This window comes from Paenibacillus sp. sgz302115, from assembly GCF_056120445.1.
This window is the reverse complement of record NZ_JBVYOK010000004.1, coordinates 328,363-345,191: the sequence shown is the minus strand read 5'-3', so window position 1 is coordinate 345,191 and position 16,829 is coordinate 328,363. Positions and strand designations below refer to the sequence as shown.

The window sequence follows — 16,829 nt, the reverse complement described above, 5'->3', positions numbered from 1 at the left end:
GCCCTCTTCAAGGATTACCTTAACTGTAGTTGATGTAAGCATTCTCAAACAGAAGCTAAACTAAATAAATCCTGTAGAAAATAAAGAAAAGAACTTGCCCGGCGAACGTCCGCTAGACAAGCCCCTTGTATTCGGTAGGTGAAATGCCCACATATTTTTTGAATTGCTTATAAAAGTATCCTGTCTCCCAGTAGCCTACATTCCTGGCGATTTCCTGGACCTTGCAGGAGGTATAACGCAGCTCTTCCTTCGCCTTCTCAATCCGGTAGCGGTTGATATATTCCGTGAAGGTATCCCCCACCTCTTTGCTGAATAGCTGCCCCAAATATACCGGATGGATATGGAACTGCGCACCGAGTGTCTTAAGCGAAATATCCTCCGAGTAGGACTCATGGATAAAATTAAGCACCTGCTGTACGACCGGACTTTTCACATCTCGGATCAGCAGGTCTATTGTAAACGCTGCCGCTTCCTTCAAAATATAAATCCACTCATGGATCGACGCCGTCTCACGGATTCTGCGGAAGCCCTCCTGGTACAGCTCCGGCTCTTCTGAGTGTCTGATTTCCTTGAGCTGCATCTTGAAACGGATCAGCCATTCCATGGAAAAATCCTGCAGGATTTCCGGTGTCACACCCTCCATATGCCGCAGTTGCTCAAAGCGCTCGTCAATGCGCCGCAGCAGCGCCTCCTTGTCTTTGGCCAGAATCAGCCGCTGCACCTGCTCCCAATTCTGGGTGACTTCCCGCCCGTCCGCTTCAGTGCGGCTTCTTATCTCTTCATACCGGATCAAGCTCCGCTCCGGGAACAGCATGAAATATTCTTGAGCTTTCTTCGCCTGCGCATAGCTCTGGGCCGCGCCCCCTTCGGTCTCCACAACGGAGCCAAGCGAGAGGCGGAGCGGCTGGAAGGAGGACAATTGTCCAATCAGCCGCTCATGGCAGCGCTCCACCTCTTCTTTCCCGCGCTGGTATTCACTTAGACCATGCAGCAGCACAGCATCTCCTTCGATATCCTGAAACAGAATGATAGAGCTGCTGCCGGCAAGCGCTTCCCCTACCGCCTTGAGGAATTCCGCACTGCCGAAGCCCGTGCCCGGGCGCAGCAATGCGGCCAGCAGCAGAGGCTTGTTCATCTGTATGCCCAGCAGCTCCGCCCGTTCATGGAATTCCTTCGGAGCAATCTGATCTCTGAGCCAGCGGTGCATCACGTTGTCTCTTAATATGGAAATGCTATGCGCGTTCATCTCATCTTCGGCTTTGCTCATGTTGAGCTTCTCTACAGCATTGCTTAGTGTAGCCTTGAACTCTTCCAGATTAATCGGCTTGAGCAGGTAATTCTCGATGCCCAGCGTCATGCCTTCCTTGAGATAACCGAATTCATCGTACCCGCTGAGAATAATGACCTTCAGCGCCGGCTGAATCTTGCGGACGGCACGAATCAGGTCCAGCCCGTTCATCAGCGGCATGGAAATATCGGTGATCAGAATATCTGCACGGAGCGAGGTCAGCGCTTCCAGCGCGTCCTGCCCGTTCTCCGCCCGGCCGACAATCTCCATCCCCATTCCGGCCCAATCGACGATATCGTAGAGTCCTTCAATAATAAACGGCTCGTCATCCACAATAAATACCTTATACATAGGTTGGCTCCTCCTCTCCCAAATCGGGAAAACATACGGTCACAGTTGTCCCAAGACCTTCTATACTTTCTATCTGGACCCCATGCGGCGCTCCGTACAGCAGCATCATTCTCTCATGAATGCTCCGAAGGCCAAAAGACTGCGAGGAGCCGTCTGTATGCAGCAGACCACTCTGGATCTGCTGCAGCCGCTCGGGCTGAATGCCCCGGCCGTTATCCGCTACCACGGCGCGGAGAATCTCGCCTTCCTTGACCAGTTGAATAGAGATGTGATTATCGCTCCGGTCTGTTCTCATCCCGTGAAGAATATAGTTCTCGACGATGGGCTGCAGTGACATCTTCAGGACTACCCGCCCCTCCAGCTCCTTCGGACAATGCAGCTCATAGGAGAATTTGTCCTTGTACCGGATGCGGAACAGCTCCAGATACAGCCGGCAGGCTTCAAGCTCATCCTTCATAGTGTGCTTGCTCTTGGGATGAACATAGCTTTTGAACAAAACAGACAGGCTGTAGATCATCTCTCCTACATCGGGCGCCCCTTGGGAGATGGCGCGCATGCGGATTACCTCCAGTGTATTGTATAGGAAATGCGGGTTGACTCTAGCCTCAAGCGCCGAGATTTCGCTGTGCTTCTGCTTGATCTCCGCCTTAAAAACACGGTCGATATAGAGATTAAGCTCATCCAGCATATCATTGAAGCTTTTGGAGATTTGACCCAGCTCGTCTTCCTTCACATCAGTGATCCGGGCGGCAAGGTCGCCATTCTTCACCTTGCGGGTAAAGCGGATAATGTTATGCGCCCGGTAGGCGAAATTGCTGATGAACAGGGATGGCGTAATCACCGCAAACAGAATACAGATCAGGCAGATGATAATAATCATGTTGCGCAGACCTCTATAAGTCGCTGCAAGCTCCTGTTCCGGGACTGCGCTAAGCACCGTGAAGCCGCCCTGGCTATGCGTCAGCTTCGTAATCATCATCCCGTTTACTTCTTCACCGTCTGAGAAGATCGCTTCAACCTGTTCAGGGTAGGGGTATTTCTTGCCGTAGAGCTTCCCGGAGCTGTCGAACAACACATCGTTGTCCGCCGAGAGCACAACAATGTTGCCTTTGAAATCATCCTTATAGTCGCCCATGCTATCCCAGATATGCTCCGCATCATAGAACACCAGCAATTGCCCGATATTGCGCAGCGACTGCTTGTCATTGATAGGCACCCGGATCGAGAACATGGGGGAATCCGCGAGGGATATGGTTTTGCGGACCCAGATGTTCGGAGCTGTCACGCTGCTGGCTTCTTCCAGATACAAGGCATCCGGTACAAGCGAACGCGCCGCGTTGGTGGAGATAATATTGAAATTTTTCCGTTCATTGAACACATACAACTGCTGCTTGGCAGAGCTGTAGAGCAGCAGCCTGCGTATATCCGGATCATCCTCCAGCTTGTTGCGGAAAAACTGCACGCTGTCTGTAGTGATGCTGCTCTCATTCAGATACCGGTCCAGCCTGTAGGTTACATAGTCCTGATAAGGATGCTCCAGCAGATAGGACGTATTGGATGCAAGCTCACTGTCCCTGTAGACATCGCGCATCATCGTTTGCACAGCGTCGTATTTATTCTGAATATAATTGTTCACGCTTTCTACGGTCCGCTTCTGGATATCCAATTGCCTCTGCACCACAGGCTGCGACATTAAGAGGAACATCAGGTAGGAGAACGTAATCGTGGTGACCACGGCTATAATGGAGAAAATCAGGATGATCTTCATAAACAGATTGTTCTTAAAATGCTTCTTATACCATTTCGGAAGCAGCATAATCTCAGATGTCCCTCCTGCTCTTGTTGCCTAATGAACTACACCTCATTATATATGTTTTGTCGGCTTTCAAGTTCAACTTATATACTTCAACAATAAGCTATGGCCAGTATCGCACATAGGGTAAAAAATAAAGGTTTACTGTAAAAAATAAAGACAGGGAGCCTCCTCTATCCGCCTGTTTCATAAAATTTCGTTATTTTGTAATGAGAATTGTTCTCAATTATATTATAATAGTTTTAGTTTTAAGGCAGATCGAGGAGGTGGACATATCATGCAAGCGGGCCAGCAGTTGCTCGTTTGGAGCTATTCGCACATTAACGTATTGGATATCCGCCGCATTGTGCAATATGAGGGGGAAGCAAGCTCGTATCGCTTGCCTGCAAACTGTTTTTTATACGCAGTAAAAGGAGCAGCGACAATCCGTCTGGAGGATGCCGATCAGCCCGTCAAGCGTTTTCTTGTCCTGCATGGTATTAAGGGCAGTGTACTTGCGATAGACAAAATTGAAACCCTCTTTGAGTACTATCTGATTTATTATGGCGCTGCTCTGCCCGAACTGATTAAGCATAGATTATTATCTGGAAACGAGCGAAACGGCGCATATCATCAAAGCTACAGCGTAGCCCCGATATCTTCGGCCTTTTTGCTGCATCAGGTTCAGGAGATGCTTGCGGCCTGGGAAAGCCAGGCCCGGGACAAGCTTCAGAAGATTCGCGTAAAATCGCTGATGTACCAGTTTGTATACGAGGTTCTTCATCAGGCCAACGCCGGTGGAGCACTGCTTGTCCGCAATGATTTGGTCTCCCGGGCAATTCAATACATACAAGCTAATTATGCCCGGTCCATCACGCTTGAGGAACTCGCGGCAAGGCTCGGCTGCAGCTCACGCCACTTTTCAAGAATATTCAAGAACGAGACCGGGAAAAGTCCTATTGATTACATTATTCATTTGCGGATTACGAAATCCAAGGAGCTTCTCGTCACAACGGATGCCACTCTTCAGGAAATAGCTGAAAGCATCGGGCAGCCCGACAGTTATTATTTCAGCAAAATGTTCAAAAAGCATGTCGGCACATCCCCTCTTCGCTATCGAAATGAAAACCGCTATGCCTCAGAGTGTCCATATATAACATCAGGGTTGGCACGATATGACATTGGAGAGCCTTTTTGGGCACAGTATAGTATTGATAAGGATTATCATTCTTATTTGTACACCAAAGAGGGGGATTCACCAATGTTTCGCAGCAAAAAGTGGGCAGTAACCATGCTGCTATGTTTTACTATGGCGCTTAGCGCCTGTTCGGCAGGGAACGGCGGTACTAATGGAGCGGCAAAAAATACGCCGGAGAATCAGAACTCTGCTGTTACTCAGCAAAACGCCGCCGTTCAGTCTGCTACGGAGGAGACAGCGGCATCACAGCCTTATCATGCCTCTATTGATTCCAAGTTCGGGACGGTAGAAATAACGGCTGAGCCGAAACGAATCGTGGCGCTTGGATGGGGAGATGCCGAAACGGTACTCAGTCTTGGCGTGGAACCGATCGGGGCCAGCGATTGGGTAGCATTCGGCGGCGACGGTGTGGGGCCTTGGCTGGAAGGCAGCTATCATACTTCACCAACAATTATTGGAACGCTTGAGCCAGACTACGAGCTTATTGCAAGCCTGAAGCCGGACCTGATTCTTGATGTTAAATCTTCCGGTGATGAGGAGCGTTACAAGCGCCTAACCGAAATTGCCCCTACCATCGGCATTCCGAAAGGAGCGGACCGTTACAAAACTTCCTCCGAAGACCAGCTTCGCATTATTGCTAAAGCATTGAACAAGGAGAAAGAAGGCGAGGAGCTGCTGGCTAAGGTGAATGAAGCGTTCGCCAAGGCTGCAAGCGAGCATCCGGAATTTGCCGGCAAAACAGCGGTTGTTGGTTCCTACCAGGCCAGCGGGTTTGGCGCCTATGTAACAGGAAGCACGCGCATTGATTTCGTTAAGCGTCTCGGATTTGTTACGAAGCCGGAAATCGAAGCAATAGAGAACTCCAACTTCGCCATCAAGGTAGCTGATGAGCGTCTGGAGCTTCTGGATGCGGATCTGACCGTTATTGTGCCGATTGGCGTGGAACCAAGCGCTGTGACTGAACAGGCATTGTTTCAAAAAATCCCTTCAGTAGCTGCTGGAAGAGGATTGGTGCTGGACCGGCAATCCTCACGTGCGTTTTCGACGGGAAGCATCCCTGCCCTGCTGTGGACAGTGGAGAATCTCGTTCCTCAATTCGCAGATGCGCTGAAAGGAAAGGAGTAAGCTGTTGTGGCATCAGCCAGTCGATCAATGAAAAAGGATAGGCCGGAGGAAGCCAGAAATGCGCACAACCCAAGAGTGACAATAACAAGATCAGCAGGCTTGCTGATATTGCTGGTCTTGTTGGCGGGCGGCATGGTGATCAGCCTGATGGTTGGCACCAAGCCGCTTTCTGCTGCTACCGTATGGGCCGCACTGACATCCTCCAACGGAAGTTATGACCATACAGCGGTACTGGAGTCGCGGGTACCGCGTACAATGCTCGCTTTGGCGGTTGGCAGCGCTTTGGGCTTGTCCGGTGCGCTTATTCAAGCTTTTACGCGAAACCCGCTGGCCGATCCCGGAATTCTGGGTGTGAATGCAGGCGCTGCGTTCGCAGTAGCGGCAGGGATAGGCTTATTTTCTGTATCGAGCCTATCCGGTTATATGTGGTTTGCCTTTGCGGGAGCCCTTCTTACTACAATTGCCGTTTACATCATCAGCGGCGGTGCAGGGCGGATTTCGCCGACACCGGTGCAGATTACGCTTGCGGGAGTGGCTCTTGGAGCGGCCTTGAGCGGGATTACAACCGTATTTCGGATGATGAACAGCGAAGCTTTTTCCCAAATGCTGCAATGGAGCATGGGTTCATTATCCAGAAGAAGCTTGAGCGATTTATGGCCGGTGTTGCCGTTTATGCTGGTTGGAGTGCTGCTGGCCCTGGCTGTATCGCCGGCGCTTAATGCAGTTGCACTTGGAGATGAGCGGGCCGCTTCCATGGGTGTACATATTCATCGTACCCGCCTGATCTGCCTGATCGCCGTTACCCTTCTGGCTGGCGGAGCGACTGCTGTAGCCGGCCCCATCGGGTTTATCGGCCTGATGGTGCCGCATAGCATCCGCTGGCTCATTGGTCCGGATCAACGCTGGATTTTTCTATATTCATTGGTGGCAGCGCCGCTGCTATTACTCGTATCAGATGTCATTGGCAGAGTGCTGATGCCGCCCGCCGAAATTCCAGTGGGCATCATAACGGCTTTCCTCGGCGCTCCCATACTGATTCTGCTGATACGAAGAAAAAGAGCAAGCGACCTCTAAACGGGTTGATATCGACATAAAGGAGATGAGACGATTGCGACCCGTTCAATATGGCCGCCGCGAGCTGGTATTAGCCTGGCCGTGGAAGATCAGGCTGAGGGTCAAGGCGATACTGGCCACGCTGGCGATGCTTGGCGTAGTTATCGCGATTGGAGTATTATCGCTGACTCTTGGTACGATGCCGGTAAGCGTGGTTGATGTGTTCAAGGCAATAACGGGGAATGCCGAAGGCATAGCCCGGACCGTTGTGGTGGAATGGAGGCTCCCAAGGGCCGTTGCCGCTATTGTGTTCGGGGCGGGACTTGGAGCCAGCGGGGCGATTTTTCAGTCGCTGACCAAAAACCCGCTCGGTTCGCCCGACATTATCGGGTTTACTTCCGGTTCCTATACGGGGGCACTTTTGGTGCTGCTTGGTACAGGAGCGGTTTCCTTTGCAGCGGTGGCTTCAGGTGCGATAATCGGCGGTATCGGAACGGCTGTTATCGTGTATGTGCTGGCGTTTCGCGGCGGGTCTAAAGGCTTCCGCCTGATTATCGTCGGGATCGGGATATCCGCAATGTTAGGTAGCCTTAATTCCATGCTGCTTCTGCGCAGCGAGCCGGATGCGGCATTTACAGCCGCGGCGTGGGGCGTCGGCTCCTTAAACGGAGTGAACTGGTCACAGGTAACGCCAGCTTCGATTATGGTAATCGAGCTTCTTATGGGGACCATCCTCCAGACGAGACCGCTGCGGGAAATGGAGCTCGGAGATGATACAGCCAAGGCACATGGCGTCGCGGTTGAAAAGTCCCGTTTTCTGCTTATTGCAACGGGCGTAGCGTTAACCGCTGTGCCTACGGCCGTTATGGGTCCGGTTTCTTTTGTTGCTCTGGCAGCGCCCCAGATGGCAAAACGGCTTGCGGGAGCATCGCATAGTCTGATCCCGGCAGCTGCAATGGGTTCATTGCTGCTGCTGGGATCAGATTTTCTGGCGCAACGGCTTGTCCGTGGAACCGTGTTTCCGGTTGGCGTCGTAACTTTGTCGCTTGGCGGAGTTTATCTGGTGTGGCTGCTGTTCGTGCAGGCCAGGAAAAGAAAGGAATGAACATGACAACATCTGAAAAAAAATACGCTCAAGACAGCATGCCTGGAGCCTCGCCGCTGTGGACCAAGGATCTGACCGTTAATTATGACAAGCGTGCCATTATAGAAAACTTGTCGGTGGCAATACCGCCGAATTCTTTTACAGTTATTATCGGTCCGAATGCCTGCGGGAAGTCTACACTTCTGCGTGCATTGTCCGGGCTGCTGAAGCCGGAGCACGGGCTTGTTATGCTGGACGGGAAGGAGCTTGCAGCCTGCAAGGGAAAAGAGATTGCCCGCAAGCTGGGGCTGCTGCCGCAGACGGCCATCGCTCCCGAAGGCATTACGGCAGCCGATCTGGTGGCACGCGGCCGTTATCCTCACCAAAGCATTTTCAGACAGTGGACGGAAGAGGACGAGCATATTGTTGCCGCAGCCATGGAGGCTACAGGCACAACCAGCCTGGCGCATCGTCTCGTGGATGAGCTGTCCGGCGGGCAACGCCAGCGGGTGTGGGTCGCAATGGCGCTGGCGCAGCAGACTCCTCTGCTGCTCCTGGACGAGCCTACGACGTTTCTTGACATTGCTCACCAGATTGAGCTGATGGAGCTTTTTACGGAGCTGAACAGGAAAGGGCATACGCTGGTGGCTGTGCTGCATGATTTGAATCATGCAGCCAGATACGCCACACATCTCATTGCGATGAAGGACGGTGCAATTGTCGCACAGGGCCATCCCAAGGACATTGTTACGGAGGAACTGGTCGAAGAAGTATTTAATTTGTCCAGCAAAATCATTGAAGACCCGGTTACAGGCACTCCGCTGGTCGTTCCCGTTGGCAAATCTAGTTCCTGATGATTAGCTCCTGCACATCCCGCCGCATGCTTAACGGCACCTCGGTAAGCGGGGTTCCCAAACGCACGAGCATTTGAATGGTTCCGCCGCCGGGGGCATAGCTTCGGTGAATATCGCTGTAGATTCCGTTCATCTCGGGATATTCCTCGATCGCCTGGCTTAACGGCTGCATGGCCAGCCCCAAGCTGTGGGCGGTCAGGATTAGCCTGCTGTACAGCATCCCGCTTCTGACCTGGCTTGTGCGGCTGTTATCACTGCTGATAATCAGTGCGTAAGCAGGCGTTTTGTTCACAGAGGCCTCCGTGGACTGGATAAGCTGGTCGGAAGCAGCCTGCCCCTTGTTCAGAGACGGAAACAAGGTTACAGCGCCCTGCAGAATATGGCGCATGAGCCCGCTGGTTCCTTGGCCTTCCACGGAGAAGCCGTAGCGGTATTTATTTTTCTCCCGCTCATTGGCACGGAAGATTTGGGCCGACTCCTCCATTACACGGCTAACCCCCGCCTCTACCTTAGCCGCTTGATTGGCATAGTCTGCAAGCTTCTTCATGTTAGCGGCATCTTGGAAAATCTCAATAGTCATATCACTGTCTTTATTAACGCTCATTAACTCCTGTACCTGCGAATCAGTAAGCGGATCAGATTTATAGCCTCCCCTGTTCGTATCCGGCTGGAACAAATATGAATAGAGCGGCCCGGCAGCGGCATTGATCTTCGTAAGGGTGATCTGCGCAACGGGTTTGCTGTCCATGCTCTCGGCAAGCCTGCTCTCCTCATACTCCCCTTCAGGAAATAGCTTAATGGCAGCGTCATAACCAAGCTCCGCTCCGGCAACCCGAATATACTCCAGAAAGGTTCCCTGTGAAACCATAAACTGCCGTGCGTCGGGATCAACTGCCGGAGATACCCGGGAGCTGTCCGCATACAGCGAAAAAACCATATCATTATTGGGATCGAGCTTGATCCGCCAAGGCTGCATATTATGCCCGCTGGCAGCAAGCAGACCATGAGCGGTTAGCTGCAGTCTCGGATCAGTCATTTTTGCGGAATAGCCGGGTTTCCAGGGCTGCAAATAACGCTGCTGGGTGAATACTCCACTGATAAGGAGCAAGGAAGCAAATACAATAGCAACCAGACCGACAATGCCCGAAACAACGACCAACATAATCTTTTTCCCCCGTTTCTTCCCTTTCACTTGAGAACACCCCTTCTATACGCTTATAGATTCAACCATTAGGCTAAAAGCTGCCGCAACCAGCTCATCCGGCGTTGTCGCATGCATGTGGCGGAGATAATTCTCCTTCTTCAGCGCTGTGTTCAGCACCCCCATGACGCTCGACCACAGCATAAGTGCGGTATGTACAACGTTAAGCTCCTTACGGATAACCCCCTCGTCCATTCCCCGCCGCAGCATCCCGATTAAATGCTCTGTGATCTCTTCCCCCAAGGCATAACATTCTTCTCTCGTCTTGTCAGCAGCTTCGGCAATGAAGTCAATTTCCGCAGTCTCATATTGAATCATTGCTTCGAAATATTCAGGGTGCTCTTTGCTGAACCGGTAAAATACATCACCCATCTGCCTAATCCCCCCCAAAGCGTTGGCAGCCGGATTCTCACGGATGTCCTGCCGCAGCATCTCCAGCATTAGCCTGTAGCCCCGGGTCATAATCTCAAAATAGATTTGTTCCTTGCTGCTGAAATAGACGTATAAGGTTCTTTTGCTGAACTCTGCCGCCTTGGCTACATCATCCATAGTCGCCTGATTATATCCCTTGGCAAAAAAGACTGCCTCAGCCGCTTCGATAATATCGTTCCTGCGGATTTCCTTCTCCTTCTCTCTGCGCTCTCCGCTTCCCACCCTGTCCCCTCCTTAAAATTGCACTATAGTGTTATTAAGTAAACTATAAGTTTACTTTGCCCTCAAGTCAACTCTCCTGTCTGTGAGATTCCTTACAGTGAATGAACTTTACCAGAAGTGGACACAGTAACAGCAGGTCTGGGAAAACTAATAGGAGGGCAACGATGGACACACATGAGTTCGTGGAGAAGTTTCGGGAGAATATGAAGAAGGCCGAGAAAAACAAACGCCGCGGCAAAGGCTCGCCGGAAGCGAGACTGTCGAACAAACAGCACAGCACGAATAAATAAGTACCGAACGGCCGCGCCTGATTCAGCCGGATATATCTATATTTGCACAAAAGGGATGCCCGCAAAGCCGATTGATTGGCTTCGACGGACATCCCTTTTTGTACCCTCGGATTAAATAATCTTATTTGCTCAGTTTAGCAACACTTGCAGCCACTTTCTCCAGCTTCGCCTTACTCAGTGTTTTGTCCGGCGAGCTAAGCGTCACGTAACGGTCATCCAGCTTGAAGGTCAGCATCGGGATATCCGAAGGGGTATACCATTTGCCTTCAGCTCCGGTCGAAAGCTTCACTGTAGTGCCTTTGTAATCATAGGAGTAGTCCCGTGGTGAAATCTCCACGTTCATATGTTTGAAGAGGAATCTTACGCCATCGGAGCCTTGGGCTGCTTTCTGGAAAACATCTCCGCTGGTCATTTGCGTCGGTGCATAAGCAGTTTCAAAGCCCTGGAAGGCTGCGAAGGCCTTGGTGATTGCTTCTTTTTGTGCGGCATTGTACTGTACTGCGTCCAAAGTGATCGCTGAACCGTTACCCGGTGTTGTTGTCCCTGCTGCTGAACCCAAAACCACCTGATTGGTTGAAGGATCGAAGGTTACCGGCACCTGCAGCGCATCCGCCATCGCACGGACAGGCAGGTAAGTCGTATCTTTGTAAGTAATTGGGGCCAGCGTTTTTCCATTGTTATCCACTGGTGTATATTCTGCTCCGTTTACTGTAAAGCCAATGCTGTGATTCAGGTATGCACTGATCTTCTGCATGTTCGTTCCCGCATATACCCCCGCCGAGCCTGTCACTGCCATTCCGAATACCATTGTTGCTATGATCATTTTTTTGCTTTTCATTGAATATCGTCTCCTTGTGAGTTCATGTATTGTGTGCCTTGCTATGATTCAATTTAATCATGAACTTGTTTCGAACTTGTATCGTGATTGTAAAGAAGTGATTCCAAACCGGTTGCCGGTATTTGATATACCTCAGTGTACAAAATTTCTCTGAACCGCTCGAATTCCTGCTGGCTTACAGCCCGGGGATAGGTCATGATCATCAGCGGCAGATCGGCCTGGCCCTCACGCAGCGGAGGCTGCACATAAGGATAAGGATTCAGATGGAAGCCCAGACGCTCGTAAAAGCCGACTCTGCGCTGCTCAAGCGAACCTTCCGGCGGCTCCACCTCCAGCAGAACGGGCTTGTCCGAGCGGCTAATATACGAATTCATCAGTATTTTGCCGATTCCGCCGCCTCTAATTTCCGGGTTCACCGCGATGTGCTCAACAAACCGCAGCTCCGGAAACTCCCATGCCGCTAAAAAAGCCACTGTCCTGCCTTCAGCATCACGCTCGGTGTATACACGGTAATTCGGATTGTCCAGCAACGACTTTTGTCCGCTGTAGGTTCTGATCTCACTGACTGGAAAAGAAGCTTCCATTATGGCGAATATTTCATCAAACGCTGTAGGGTTCATTAATTTTCTACCTGCTTTCTGGTTAGTTTCTGTATTATAGCAAACAAGTAGAAACGGCTACGCCGTCCTTAAAAAGGACGGGATCCGTTTCAGCAAGAAATATAAGGATAAAGTATAGCATGAAACTTATACTTTCTTATATTTTTGAAAATAGTCACAGAACATTCGCTAATGCCACCCCTTCCATTTAGAACCTGGTACTAGGAGAACGTGCTATACTGTAGATATTAGAAACCATTATGTTTATATAGGAGATAGGAGAGGTTCGTTGTGGAGAATGCGCGCTGGGTTGCACCTGAATTCTACAATATCACTTCGGAAATGGAGCAGCATCCTGCCGATAAGATTGCGCTTAAATGGTTGCATGAGAATGGGGATTATGAAGAAATCACTTACGGTGAGCTGATGAAGCAGGCCAGCCGGCTTGCCGGAGGGCTGTCTGGTCTCGGGCTTGAGAAGGGCGACCGGGTGCTCGTAATGGTACCGCGCCGCATTATCGCTTACGTTATTTATCTGGCATGTCTGAAGCTGGGGCTTGCAGTCATCCCTTCTTCCGAAATGCTGCGGGCCAAGGACCTCGCCTACCGCCTGCGGCACTCCGAGGCCAGAGCCGTTATTGTCTGGTCAGAGGTAACCGTTGAAGTCAATAAAATCACCGAGGATCTGCCTGCACTGGATTACCGGCTCTCCGTTGGCGGCGCTGAAGATGAGCTGCAGGGCGGATGGACGGGTCTGGAGAGCCTGATGGACGGCCAGCCGGACAACTTCCCTACCGTTGCCAGCCGCCGTGACGATATCGCCATCCTGGCTTATACCTCCGGAACGACCGGCAACCCTAAGGCTGTCGTTCATACCCACGGCTGGGGATACGCCCATCTGCGGATCGTTTCCTCACTGTGGCTGGATATTCAGGAGTCGGATATCGTGTGGGCAACCGCCGCACCAGGCTGGCAAAAATGGATCTGGAGCCCGTTCCTGACCGTTCTCGGCAATGGTGCAACAGGCTTCGTCTACAATGGCTCTTTCCACCCGCACCGTTATTTGCAGCTGCTTCAGGATCAGGGCATCCAGGTGTTATGCTGCACACCGACTGAATACCGCCTGATGGCCAAGACGGAAGGGCTGTCGAGGTTTGACCTGTCGAAGCTGCGCTGCGCAGTGTCCGCCGGCGAGCCGCTCAACCAGGAGGTAATCAACGCCTTCCAGCAGCATTTTGGTATTACGATCCGCGATGGCTACGGGCAGACGGAGAGCACGCTGATCATCGCGGCGCTGAAGGATGAACCGCTGCGAATCGGTTCAATGGGCAAGTCGATTGCGCCGGGCATTGTAGAGGTTGTTGACGAAGACGGCCACCCGCTGCCTGCGGGAGAGGTTGGAGATATTGCCGTGCATCTTAGCATGCCAGCCTTGTTCAAGAGCTATTACAAGGACCCTGAACGGAAGGCTAACAGCTCGCATGGGGAGTATTTTATCACTGGGGACCGGGCGCGGAAGGATGAGGAAGGCTATTTCTGGTTCGAGGGCCGGGGCGACGATATTATCATCAGCTCGGGTTATACCATCGGACCGTTTGAAGTAGAAGAAGCTCTGATGAAGCACGCCTTGGTCAAGGAATGTGCCGTTGTGGCCAGTCCGGACGAAATTCGCGGCTCAATTGTAAAGGCCTTCGTTGTACTGAAAGACGGCCACACCGGTACACCTGAACTGGTGCGGGAGCTGCAATCCTCCGTCAAAGAGTGGACCGCTCCCTACAAGTACCCGCGCAAAATCGAATTCATCGCCGATCTTCCGAAAACCGCCTCCGGCAAGATCCGCAGAGTCGCACTGCGTGAACAGGAAAAGAAGACCGCTCAGAAGTAACACCAGGCCTGCCTGCTGATACAAAAACGGGTACCCCGCATGTGAAGGGTACCCGTTTTATTGTTATTCCGACCAATAGTTTGCCTCAGGATTCAGAGCCGCGCCTACTTCGCCCTCTTTGATCAGGTCGCAGTCCAGATAACCCTCTTCATCCACAAAATAAACCTCCTGCTTATAGAACTCGTAGAGTGTCTCCAGGAAGTTCTCCGGGGAGTCGTACATCACTACAAGATCACCGTAGTCATGCAGCAGATCGCATACCCGTTCCACGCCATCCTCCGATTGGAAATAGCAGATGAAATCACTCCCGTAGTTGGTCAGGAGCGGCAGCACTGTGCCTCCGCCGCTGTAGCCTTTTTCCACCAGAATACTTTCCAGTACCTTGATTTCCTGCTCGTATTCATCAATATGGATCAGTCTGTAGCCCGGAATGAACTCGATCAGGTTCGGCTCCTCTTCTTCGCTGCTTGTACCGGAAACCTGGCTATAAATCGCTTGCAATACATCCGGCACACTCGGCATCAGACTGCCCAGCTTGGCCGTCACGCTCTCCCCGCCGGTTCCCAGACTGGCAGTATAGCCGGGGCGCAGCCCGCTTGATAGCTTAAGGTATTCCTGAAATTTGACGGTTAATCGTTCGATTGATGGATGGTTTAGCATATCATCATCCTTTAGTGGCAGAAGCCCACATTTTCTGAAGCCAGGCATCAAAATTCTCGCCCTTCTCACCTTCATAAGCATCGTAGACGTCAATCCGCATCTTCTTCAGCTTCTCCTTGAACTCCTCATACGAATGGTCTCTTGGGAGACTTTTCTTGATCCGCAGCACAATCTTGGATATGCCTTTGAACAGCTCAGCTCTGTTCTTCGACGGTACCTTTACATCTTCGCCGAAGGCCTTCAGCTTCTCGTATGCAGCTTCTTGAACGGTATATACAGGATCGCTGACCATCAGACGGTTCAGGATGTCGATAATCTGTTTGTGGTTGTGGCGGCCAAGCTCCTCCACGGCCTCAAGACGCGCTCTCCAATCGGCGGAGCGTCCGGCAGCCTTCTTCAGTTCCGCGTAATTCTCCGGCAGCCCGTTGTTCACTTCTTCATTATTCAAACGATACAATCCCCTTCTTGGTTAAATATAGTCCCAATTCTACCGTACTGTACTCCTTGATTTCAATCTTTTGGACAAATTCGCGAAATGAACCGGATTTATCCCCAAGCCCCCGCAGCATATGATAAGCTTAAACTACGTGAACCCACTCAAAGTGAAGGGAAGAATTACATAATGGAGCTGTTCATCTCCCACGAATCAACCCCTGCCGGCAAAACCTATGTAACGAATAAAATGATCGAGTTCAACCGGCAGCATTTCCCCGACGCATTAAAGGGCAGATACCAGGAGGTTCAGTTGCTGCTAAAAAACGCCGAAGGCGAGACGTTTGGCGGCCTGATCGGTGAAATCTGCTGGAACTGGCTGGAGGTGCAATACCTGTACGTGGAGGAGGCCTGCCGCAAATCCCGTTATGGCAGCATGCTCTTATCCGAAGCGGAACAGCTTGCCCGGTCCAAAGGCTGCGATTTCATCAAACTCGACACCTTAAGCTTTCAAGCCTTGGATTTTTATCTGAAACAGGGCTTCGAGGTGTATGGCACCATTCCAAATGCCGGAGGCTTCAACCACTACTATTTGAAAAAGAATCTGTAGGCCGCTCCCTGTATCTTACTATCCTATTTCCCGCAGCACTTCTTGTATTTAAGTCCGCTTCCGCAGGAGCATGGGTCGTTACGGCCCGGCTTGGCAGCCACAGTGATTGTTTTTAGGTCACGCAGACTCTTAGGCGCCTCATACTTAAGTGTTTCTGAAGAAGAATACCTCTCTGGACCAAAGCAAGCCCAGTTCTCCATCTCCTTAATGGTATCATCTATAAACTCAGATTCCATGTCTTTACCTTTTCTATCCAGCAGGTAGGCTTTATCCATAAGAAGCGTTGACTGAATTTCTTCCAACTGAATGACATAAGGGTCAATAGCCCTGTCTTCATACAGTTTTTTAATATCAGCGTATACTTCTTCCGGGTATAAATCTTCCGCACAGCATACGATCTCCGCATTGAAGTAACGATCACTGTCCGAGCGTTTACTTGTTAACAGCTCTCCCAAATAACTTACGGCCGTTTCTCTTGGAATTTCACCGCTATACACAAGTATGACAAGTGCTCTAAGCGCCTGACCTCTTGCATGTTGGGACGCTTTCCTGTTCTCGATCAACTGCTGCAGCAGAGCGAAATCACCATTATAGACCGAGGCGAGCATTCTTCCTCCGGCGTCCGTCAGAGTGTCGCTAAAGATGAGGTCACATAAGTCCTCCGGGAGTGAGAACAGCTCAATCAGAACGGGGAATAATTCCTTGACACGGAACTGCGAGAGCAGATAACTGGCGTACAAAAAATCAATGCGTGACGCTTCCTCAGCGATCTCAGGATGCTTTTGCAATTCACTCATGATCTCCAGCAGGTATGGAATAGCTTCATCCTTTCTGCTTATGATCTCTTCCACCTCTTCGCGGGGAAACCGACGGTCCTTGTTATACTTTATGGCTTCTATTAAATGTTGCATAATGA

Annotated in this window: 16 protein-coding genes; 7 read left to right on the top strand and 9 right to left on the bottom strand. The window is 51.1% G+C overall.

Annotation, left to right across the window (positions count from 1 at the left end):
* Positions 1–112 precede the first annotated feature (112 nt).
* Together AC0LWN_RS11945 and AC0LWN_RS11940 are read right to left on the bottom strand one after the other, a co-directional pair.
* Positions 113–1,639, bottom strand: coding sequence for a response regulator (locus tag AC0LWN_RS11945; RefSeq protein WP_474665466.1), 1,527 nt, complete (start codon positions 1,637–1,639; stop codon positions 113–115).
* On the bottom strand, positions 1,632–3,455 hold the full coding sequence (locus AC0LWN_RS11940; RefSeq protein WP_474665464.1) for a sensor histidine kinase: 1,824 nt from the start codon (positions 3,453–3,455) through the stop codon (positions 1,632–1,634). Before AC0LWN_RS11940 ends, AC0LWN_RS11945 begins: the two co-directional genes overlap by 8 nt.
* A gap of 274 nt (positions 3,456–3,729) precedes the next feature.
* Here AC0LWN_RS11940 and AC0LWN_RS11935 point away from each other — a divergent pair, with 274 nt between their 5' ends.
* From AC0LWN_RS11935 to AC0LWN_RS11920, 4 genes are all read left to right on the top strand, one after another.
* A complete protein-coding gene (locus AC0LWN_RS11935; protein ID WP_474665462.1) occupies positions 3,730–5,754 on the top strand; it encodes an AraC family transcriptional regulator in 2,025 nt (674 codons plus the stop codon).
* 108 nt (positions 5,755–5,862) lie between these two features.
* The gene (locus AC0LWN_RS11930) at positions 5,863–6,828 is read left to right on the top strand and encodes a FecCD family ABC transporter permease (protein WP_474665460.1); all 966 of its coding nucleotides are present in this window, start codon (positions 5,863–5,865) and stop codon (positions 6,826–6,828) included.
* A 34-nt stretch (positions 6,829–6,862) separates the two neighbouring features.
* Positions 6,863–7,912: a FecCD family ABC transporter permease gene (locus AC0LWN_RS11925; protein WP_474665458.1), complete on the top strand. Its 1,050-nt coding sequence runs from the start codon at positions 6,863–6,865 to the stop codon at positions 7,910–7,912.
* Positions 7,913–7,914: 2 nt separating this feature from the next.
* Positions 7,915–8,745 carry an ABC transporter ATP-binding protein gene (locus tag AC0LWN_RS11920; protein ID WP_474665456.1) on the top strand — a complete coding sequence of 277 codons (831 nt, stop codon included), beginning with the start codon at positions 7,915–7,917 and terminating at the stop codon, positions 8,743–8,745.
* Here AC0LWN_RS11920 and AC0LWN_RS11915 read toward each other — a convergent pair.
* Together AC0LWN_RS11915 and AC0LWN_RS11910 are read right to left on the bottom strand one after the other, a co-directional pair.
* Positions 8,735–9,937: an Acg family FMN-binding oxidoreductase gene (locus tag AC0LWN_RS11915; protein ID WP_474665454.1), complete on the bottom strand. Its 1,203-nt coding sequence runs from the start codon at positions 9,935–9,937 to the stop codon at positions 8,735–8,737. The two genes, AC0LWN_RS11920 and AC0LWN_RS11915, sit on opposite strands and share 11 nt — an antisense overlap.
* 15 nt (positions 9,938–9,952) lie before the next feature.
* Positions 9,953–10,600: a TetR/AcrR family transcriptional regulator gene (locus AC0LWN_RS11910; RefSeq protein WP_474665452.1), complete on the bottom strand. Its 648-nt coding sequence runs from the start codon at positions 10,598–10,600 to the stop codon at positions 9,953–9,955.
* 164 nt (positions 10,601–10,764) lie between these two features.
* Here AC0LWN_RS11910 and AC0LWN_RS11905 point away from each other — a divergent pair, with 164 nt between their 5' ends.
* A complete protein-coding gene (locus AC0LWN_RS11905) occupies positions 10,765–10,890 on the top strand; it encodes a DUF4023 family protein (RefSeq protein ID WP_458967178.1) in 126 nt (41 codons plus the stop codon).
* Between the two features lie 121 nt (positions 10,891–11,011).
* Here the strand turns inward: AC0LWN_RS11905 and AC0LWN_RS11900 are convergent, their stop codons facing one another.
* Together AC0LWN_RS11900 and AC0LWN_RS11895 are read right to left on the bottom strand one after the other, a co-directional pair.
* Positions 11,012–11,728, bottom strand: a complete 717-nt coding sequence (locus AC0LWN_RS11900) for a stalk domain-containing protein (protein WP_474665450.1) — start codon at positions 11,726–11,728, stop codon at positions 11,012–11,014.
* A 53-nt stretch (positions 11,729–11,781) separates the two neighbouring features.
* The gene (locus AC0LWN_RS11895; RefSeq protein WP_474665448.1) at positions 11,782–12,348 is read right to left on the bottom strand and encodes a GNAT family N-acetyltransferase; all 567 of its coding nucleotides are present in this window, start codon (positions 12,346–12,348) and stop codon (positions 11,782–11,784) included.
* 321 nt (positions 12,349–12,669) lie between these two features.
* Between AC0LWN_RS11895 and AC0LWN_RS11890 the strand changes: the two genes are divergently transcribed.
* A complete protein-coding gene (locus AC0LWN_RS11890) occupies positions 12,670–14,211 on the top strand; it encodes an acetate--CoA ligase (RefSeq protein ID WP_474665516.1) in 1,542 nt (513 codons plus the stop codon).
* Positions 14,212–14,274: 63 nt separating this feature from the next.
* Here AC0LWN_RS11890 and AC0LWN_RS11885 read toward each other — a convergent pair whose 3' ends face one another.
* Together AC0LWN_RS11885 and AC0LWN_RS11880 are read right to left on the bottom strand one after the other, a co-directional pair.
* Complete coding sequence (locus AC0LWN_RS11885; RefSeq protein WP_474665446.1) at positions 14,275–14,871, bottom strand: hypothetical protein; 597 nt, start codon at positions 14,869–14,871, stop codon at positions 14,275–14,277.
* Positions 14,872–14,875: 4 nt separating this feature from the next.
* Complete coding sequence (locus tag AC0LWN_RS11880) at positions 14,876–15,319, bottom strand: HEAT repeat domain-containing protein (RefSeq protein WP_474665444.1); 444 nt, start codon at positions 15,317–15,319, stop codon at positions 14,876–14,878.
* Between the two features lie 174 nt (positions 15,320–15,493).
* On the opposite strand from AC0LWN_RS11880, the gene AC0LWN_RS11875 reads away from it, so the two are divergent.
* The gene (locus tag AC0LWN_RS11875; RefSeq protein ID WP_474665442.1) at positions 15,494–15,913 is read left to right on the top strand and encodes a GNAT family N-acetyltransferase; all 420 of its coding nucleotides are present in this window, start codon (positions 15,494–15,496) and stop codon (positions 15,911–15,913) included.
* 23 nt (positions 15,914–15,936) lie between these two features.
* On the opposite strand, the gene AC0LWN_RS11870 is transcribed toward AC0LWN_RS11875, so the two are convergent.
* Complete coding sequence (locus AC0LWN_RS11870) at positions 15,937–16,824, bottom strand: DUF1186 domain-containing protein (RefSeq protein ID WP_474665440.1); 888 nt, start codon at positions 16,822–16,824, stop codon at positions 15,937–15,939.
* Positions 16,825–16,829 lie beyond the last annotated feature (5 nt).